This window comes from Sphingomonas sp. 37zxx, assembly GCF_000786205.1.
Taxonomy (GTDB): domain Bacteria; phylum Pseudomonadota; class Alphaproteobacteria; order Sphingomonadales; family Sphingomonadaceae; genus Sphingomonas.
On the sequence record NZ_JROH01000063.1, the window covers coordinates 1 to 6,426 of the forward strand.

The 6,426-nt window shown below is 65.0% G+C and carries 7 protein-coding genes; 6 read left to right on the forward strand and 1 reads right to left on the reverse strand.

All coding sequences use genetic code 11. The features are described 5' to 3' along the window. Positions 1-928: histone deacetylase family protein (locus tag QU44_RS15695; RefSeq protein ID WP_052134975.1), on the reverse strand; the 928-nt coding region annotated here is incomplete at its 3' end. Between the two features lie 97 nt (positions 929-1,025). Between QU44_RS15695 and QU44_RS15700 the strand changes: the two genes are divergently transcribed. From QU44_RS15700 to QU44_RS15725, 6 genes are all read left to right on the forward strand, one after another. Then, positions 1,026-1,526 carry an RNA pyrophosphohydrolase gene (locus tag QU44_RS15700; RefSeq protein WP_033923353.1) on the forward strand — a complete coding sequence of 167 codons (501 nt, stop codon included), beginning with the start codon at positions 1,026-1,028 and terminating at the stop codon, positions 1,524-1,526. A gap of 60 nt (positions 1,527-1,586) precedes the next feature. Continuing rightward, on the forward strand, positions 1,587-2,498 hold the full coding sequence (locus QU44_RS15705) for a DUF481 domain-containing protein (RefSeq protein WP_033923354.1): 912 nt from the start codon (positions 1,587-1,589) through the stop codon (positions 2,496-2,498). A gap of 76 nt (positions 2,499-2,574) precedes the next feature. Continuing rightward, positions 2,575-3,783 (forward strand): hydrolase, encoded by a 1,209-nt coding sequence (locus QU44_RS15710; protein WP_033923355.1) that lies wholly within the window; start codon positions 2,575-2,577, stop codon positions 3,781-3,783. Further along, positions 3,780-4,790, forward strand: coding sequence for an arginine N-succinyltransferase (locus tag QU44_RS15715; RefSeq protein ID WP_033923356.1), 1,011 nt, complete (start codon positions 3,780-3,782; stop codon positions 4,788-4,790). Before QU44_RS15710 ends, QU44_RS15715 begins: the two co-directional genes overlap by 4 nt. Positions 4,791-4,798: 8 nt before the next feature. Further along, entirely contained in the window at positions 4,799-6,055 is a 1,257-nt protein-coding gene (locus tag QU44_RS15720) for an N-succinylarginine dihydrolase (protein WP_033923357.1), read from the forward strand. A 64-nt stretch (positions 6,056-6,119) separates the two neighbouring features. Next, positions 6,120-6,338 carry a hypothetical protein gene (locus tag QU44_RS15725; RefSeq protein ID WP_033923358.1) on the forward strand — a complete coding sequence of 73 codons (219 nt, stop codon included), beginning with the start codon at positions 6,120-6,122 and terminating at the stop codon, positions 6,336-6,338. Positions 6,339-6,426: the final 88 nt, after the last annotated feature.

The window sequence follows — 6,426 nt, forward strand, 5'->3', positions numbered from 1 at the left end:
CCCCCAACCCCTCCCGCAAGCGGGAGGGGGACTGATAGTACGCTGCGCCCAATGCTAGAATAGATGCCACATGCCGAGCCGCCACTTCCATCGCGTCATGCCCATATCCGCCGCCAAGCGCACTGGCGAGCGGCAGCCCCCGCGACGCGGCCAACCCGGCGATCCATGCCTCACGCCGCGCCAACCCCGCATGGGTGAGCGAAAGCCGCCCGAGCCGATCGCCCTCGAACGGATCTACCCCCGCCTGATACAGGATCATGTCCGGCGCGAACCAGTCGAGCAGCGGCACCAATGTTTCGGCCAGTGTTTGCAGATACACATCGTCGCCGACCCCGTCGGCCAGCGGCACGTCGAGCGTCGAGCGCGCCTTTCGCACCGGGAAGTTCTTGTCGGCATGGATCGAATAGGTCGCGATGTCGGTGCGCCCGCCCGTCAGCGCCGCGGTGCCGTCCCCTTGATGCACGTCGCAATCGACGATCAGCACGCGATTGACGCTGCCTTCCTCGATCAGCCGGTTGGCCGCCACCGCCAGATCGTTGAACACGCAAAAGCCGGCCCCGGTTTCACTAAGCGCGTGATGGCTGCCCCCGGCGGTATTGGCGGCAAAGCCCCGCTCGATCGCCAGCTTCGCTGCCAGATAGGTGCCGCCGGGTACTGCCAGCGCCCGCGTGGCGATCACCGGCGTCACGGCAAAGCCGATCCGTCGCTCCTTCGTGGCCGGCACCCGCGCTTCGATGACTTCGGCGACATAATCGGGATCATGCACCGCATCGAGCCAGACGCGCGGCATCGGTTCGGGCACATGCCAGTCGATCGCCGCGCCGCTTTCGGACAGCAATTGCCGCACCAGCCCGTTCTTGTTCCATTGATACGCGCTGCGCGTGGGCGCGGGGGCGACATAGTCTGGGTGGTGGACAATAGCGATCACGCTTCGATAGGTAGGGCCGGACGGCGCGCGACCCAATACCGCCTCGGGTGCCGAGCCCCCCGTCCTGCTATACCGCCCCGAAAGAACGGACGATTTGATGACCCAGCATGCCCATCTGCCCTATCGCCCCTGTGCCGGGGTGATGCTGCTCAACCGCCAGGGCCTGGTATTCGTCGGACAGCGGCTCGATTCGACTGTAGAGGCGTGGCAGATGCCGCAGGGTGGGATCGACCCCGGTGAAGACGCGCTCGACGCCGCGATCCGCGAGCTGGGCGAGGAAACCGGCGTCGCACCCGATCTGGTCGAACTGATCGCGCGCGGCGGCGAGGAGCTGCGCTATGACTTGCCCGACGATCTGATCGGCAAGCTGTGGAAGGGCAAATGGCGCGGCCAGCGCCAATATTGGTTCCTGTTCCGTTTTCTGGGCGAGGATCACGACATCGACATCCGCACCGCCGAACCCGAATTTCGTACCTGGCGCTGGGTGGAGCCGGCGCAGCTTCCCGACCTGATCGTGCCCTTCAAGCGCGAGCTATATGCGCGAATCCTCGAACAATTCGCCGAACCGCTCGGCAGGCGCGACGAAGCGGCACGCTGAACCGCCCGGCTGCGCGCGGCGGTCTTTCCGCCGCCGCATTCGTCTGACAAAGCAGTCGCTGTGTCTCTAGGCCTCCCCCTCATCGCAGTCGCATTGCTGGTCAGCCCCGACGATCCGGTGCTCAAGGCCCCAGGCGACCAGATCCCGATCGAGGTGAAGGCGATGCTCGATGCAGCGCTTGCCTCGGGCAATGAAAACGACGTCAACACGCTGGTCAAATATGTCCAGCAAGTGAAGATGCCATCAGCCGACCGGGTGGCCCGACTGGCTCAAGCATGGAAAAACGATCGCGCCGCGACCGCCCTCAAGCGGTTGGAGGATGCCGATTTTCTGGCGCTGGTGAAGGGCCGGTTCGAGCTGGGCGGTTTCACCACCAGCGGCAATTCGCAGGATCGCGGCGTTACCGGGCGGCTCGAGGTGAAGCGAGAGGGGCTGAACTGGCGGCACAAGCTGCTGTTGCAAGCCGATTATCAGGAGAGTTTCGGCCGCACCAGCCGCGAACGATACCTGGCTGCCTATGAACCGAATTTCAAAGTCGACGATCGCCTCTATGCCTATGGCGCGACGCAATATGAAAGCGATCGCTTCCTGGGGTATATCAACCGCTATTCGGCATCGAGCGGCGCAGGCTACAGCGCGATCCGGCGGACCGGCATGCGGCTCGACCTGGAACTTGGCCCTGCCTATCGTCGCACCGACTATACCGACGAGACCAGCGACAGCAATTTGGCGGCGCGTGGATCGGTCGCCTTTGAATGGAAGTTTTCGCCGCGGATCGAACTGCGGCAAAACGCCTCGGCGTATCTGCAAAACGCCAACAGCACGATTTCCAGCAACACTGCATTGAACGCCAAAGTGCTGGGGCCGCTATCGGCGCAGTTTTCCTACGTCGTCCAATATGAAAGCATGCCGCCGGCGGGGCGCGTCGACACCGACACGACCAGCCGCGCGTCGCTGGTGTACGAGTTTTAACGCAAGCAACGCACGGCAGCACACCAGCCCGGCGATGGGGTGACGCGGCGCAGTCCGGGCGCTACCACTGACGGTAATGAGCAACCTAACCCCCGCCGAACGCGCTGCCGTCGATCATGTCGGTACCCAGCCGATGCGTGAGCAGGTCGAACGCTGGGTCGCGATCAATTCGGGCACCCGCAATCTCGCCGGCGTCGCAGCGATGGGCGCGGCACTGGCCGATGCCTTTGCGGTATTGCCCGGCGACTTGACGATGGTCGAGGCCGCGCCGGTCGACCAGGTCGATCCCACAGGGGCGGTAAAGGCGCTCGACCACGCCCCGCATCTGCATATGCGCGTGCGCCCGGCGGCACCGGTGCAGATGCTGTTCACCGGCCATATGGACACGGTGTATCCGGTCGATCACCCGTTCCAGGCGATGCGGGTGCTTGCCGATGGGGCCTGGAACGGTCCCGGCGCCGCCGACATGAAGGGTGGCCTTGCCGTAATGCTCGCCGCGCTCAACGCGGTCGAGGCAAGCCCGCTGTCGGATCGGATCGGCTATGAAATTGTGATCGGATCGGACGAGGAAACCGGCTCCTTCTCCTCCGCCGCGCTGCTGGCGAAAGCGGCGCGGGGCAAGGTTGCGGCACTCACCTATGAGCCTGCGCTGGCCGATGGCACGCTGGCGGGCGCGCGCGGCGGCACCGGCAATTTCTCGCTGATCGTTAGCGGGCGTTCGGCGCATGCCGGGCGCAACCCCGATGATGGCCGCAACGCCGTCCTCGCCGCCGCCGACTTGGCGCTTCGCCTCGCCCGCGCACGCCGCGCCGGCCTGTCGGTAAACCCCGCGCGCATCGAGGGTGGCGGGCCGAACAATGTCGTCCCCGATCACGCGATCCTGCGGGTGAACTTCCGCCCCGCAGATGCCGCAGCGATCGCCGACGCGCAAAAGGCGCTCGACGTTGCCATCGCCGAAGTCGCGCTAGAACATGATGTGCGGATCGCGCTGCACGGCAGCTTCAATCGCCCGCCCAAACCAATCGATCCTGCCGCCGAAGCGCTGTTCGGCCTCGTCAAACAGGCGGGGGCCGATCTCGGCATTCCGATCGCCTGGCGCGCCACAGGCGGGGTGTGCGACGGCAACAACATCGCCGCCTGCGGCGTCCCGGTCGTCGACACGATGGGCGTTCGCGGCGGCGCAATCCATTCAGCGGACGAATTCATGTTGCCCGAAAGCCTGACCGAACGCGCCGCGCTGTCGGCGCTCACCATCCTGCGGATCGCCGAGCGGGGCCACCCATGAGTTTCCGCATCCGCGCCGCGCGCGACAGTGACCTCCAGCCGCTATATGAAATGGCCAAACTGACCGGCGGCGGTTTCACCAATCTGCCCCCCGACAAGCCCGCGCTGAAAGCCAAGCTCGACCGCAGCCACGCCGCCTTCGCCCGCGACGACGATGAACTGCGCGACGATTTGTTCGTGCTGGTGCTCGAAAATGCCGCGACCGGCGATGTGCGCGGCACCTGCCAGATCTTCACCAAGGTCGGCGAACACTGGCCTTTCTACAGCTATCGGCTGGGCACGATCAGCAAGCACAGCCAGGAGCTGAACCGGACCTTCCGGTCGGAAACGCTGAGCCTGGTCAACGACCTCGAAGGCGCGAGCGAAGTCGGCGGGCTGTTCCTGCACCCGGGTGAGCGCGCCGGGGGTCTGGGCATGTTGCTCGCGCGCAGCCGCTATCTGTTCATCGCGGCGCACCGCGCGCGTTTTGCCGACCGGATCCTCGCCGAGCTTCGCGGGATCATCGACGAGGCGGGCGGTTCTCCCTTTTGGGACGGGGTTGCGGGCCGCTTCTTCGGCATGAGCTTCCAGCAGGCCGATGAATTCAACGCGACGCATGGCAACCAGTTCATCGCCGATCTGATGCCCAAACACCCGATCTACATCGCGATGCTCAGCGAACACGCCCGCGCGACGATCGGCCTGCCCCACCCCAAGGGGCGTGCCGCGATGCGGATGCTCGAGAATGAAGGCTTTCATTATGAAGGCTATGTCGACATTTTTGATGGTGGCCCGACGATGACCGCCAAGACCGATCAGGTCCGCAGCATCCGCGATGCCGTGGCAGCGGCGGTGGGCGGCATTGCCGATGACGGCGATCAGGCGCTGATCGCCACCGGGCGGCTGGCCGCGTTTCGCGCTGCCTATGGCCGGGTGTCGCGCGACGGGGACTCGGCGCTTATTGATGCCGATTCGGCCCAGGCGCTCGGCATCGATCAGGGCGACTCGATCCGATTTGTCGCGCGATAGGAAATCCGATGCTGCGTGAAATCAACTTCGACGGGATTATCGGTCCCAGCCATAATTATGCGGGCCTGAGCCACGGCAATCTGGCGGCGACGCGCAATGCCGGCGGCACCTCGGCACCGCGCGCGGCGGCATTGCAGGGCCTGGCAAAGATGCGCGCGAACCTGGCGCTTGGCCTGGTGCAGGGCATGTTGCTGCCGCATCGCCGGCCCGATCATGCGTGGCTGGCGCAACTCGGCACCGATTATGCTTCGGCCCCGTCGCATTTGAAGGCGCAGGCGCTATCGGCATCAGCGATGTGGGCCGCCAATGCCGCCACCGTATCGCCAGCGCCCGATACCGCCGATGGCCGCTGCCACCTGACCGTCGCCAATCTGCTGACCATGCCGCATCGCGGCCACGAATGGCCCCAGACGCTGGCGCAGTTGCTGCTTGCCTTCGCCAACCCCGCCTTTTCGGTACATGGCCCCATCCCCGCCCCGTTCGGCGACGAGGGCGCGGCCAATCACATGCGTCTTGCCCCCACGCACGACGCCCCCGGCGTCGAAGTCTTCGTCTATGGCGAGCGCGGTGGCCCCTTCCCCGCGCGCCAGCATCGCCAGGCCAGCACCAGCATCGCCAGTCACCACCGCCTGTCGCCCGACGCCACGATCTTCGCACAACAATCGGAAGCCGCGATCGCCGCCGGCGCGTTTCATAATGATGTCGTCGCCGTCGCCAACGAACGGGTTCTGTTCGCGCATGAACAGGCGTTCGAGCATCGCGATGGCTTTCATGCCGAGCTTCGCGCAGCCTTGCCCGAGGTCGAGATCATCGAAGTCCCCGCCGCACAGGTAAGCCTGGCCGACGCCATCGCCTCCTATCTGTTCAACGCACAACTGGTCACGCTGCCCGGCGGTGGCGGCATGGCGCTGATCCTGCCCAGCGAAGCGCGCGACACCCCGGCGGTATGGGCGTGGCTCCAGCAATTGGTGGCGGGCAATGGCCCCATCCGGCGACTCGAAGTGGTCGATGTGCGCGAATCAATGGCCAATGGCGGCGGCCCAGCGTGCCTTCGCCTGCGCGTCGTCGCCGATCCCGCGACTGTCGATCCGCGCTTCCTGCTCGACAAGGCAGGGCTGGCGAAGATCGAAGCGGTTGTCGAACAGCATTGGCCCGAACACATCGCCCCCGACGCTATCGCCCGCCCGGCGCTGATCGAACAGATCGAGCGCGGCCACCGCGCGCTGCTCGAAGCGCTTAATCTTGTCGAATTAATTGACAACTAACCATTTTCCGGAAGCGAAAGGCACCGATTTTAGCGGTTGGCACATTTTCTGCAACGCATCGGATATGTACCAGAAAATCGCCCGGCTGTTCGTCATCAAGACCAAGTTCGAGGCGTTTCTGGTCATCTATGGCCTGGGCGTCGGATCGGTAGCGCGCGGGGTACAGTATCTAGATCAATATCCCGGCATTGGCGGCTGGCTGTTGTTCGGCGTCTGCCCGCTGGCGGTATTCATCGCCGGCGGTGCAATCCTTGATTCGGTCGAACGCCGAAGCGAGGAATGACGCCGGTTTCGCCGCAGACCGGCGTTAGAGCATGATGACTTGATGCTTAGTTATTCCCATCGTCATTCCCGCGCAGGCGGGAATCCAT

Coding starts and splice junctions, on each gene's coding strand:
- QU44_RS15700 (WP_033923353.1), top strand. CDS start 1,026: ATGACCCAGCATGCCCATCTGCCCTATCGCCCCTGTGCCGGGGTGATG.
- QU44_RS15715 (WP_033923356.1), top strand. CDS start 3,780: ATGAGTTTCCGCATCCGCGCCGCGCGCGACAGTGACCTCCAGCCGCTA.
- QU44_RS15720 (WP_033923357.1), top strand. CDS start 4,799: ATGCTGCGTGAAATCAACTTCGACGGGATTATCGGTCCCAGCCATAAT.
- QU44_RS15710 (WP_033923355.1), top strand. CDS start 2,575: ATGAGCAACCTAACCCCCGCCGAACGCGCTGCCGTCGATCATGTCGGT.
- QU44_RS15725 (WP_033923358.1), top strand. CDS start 6,120: ATGTACCAGAAAATCGCCCGGCTGTTCGTCATCAAGACCAAGTTCGAG.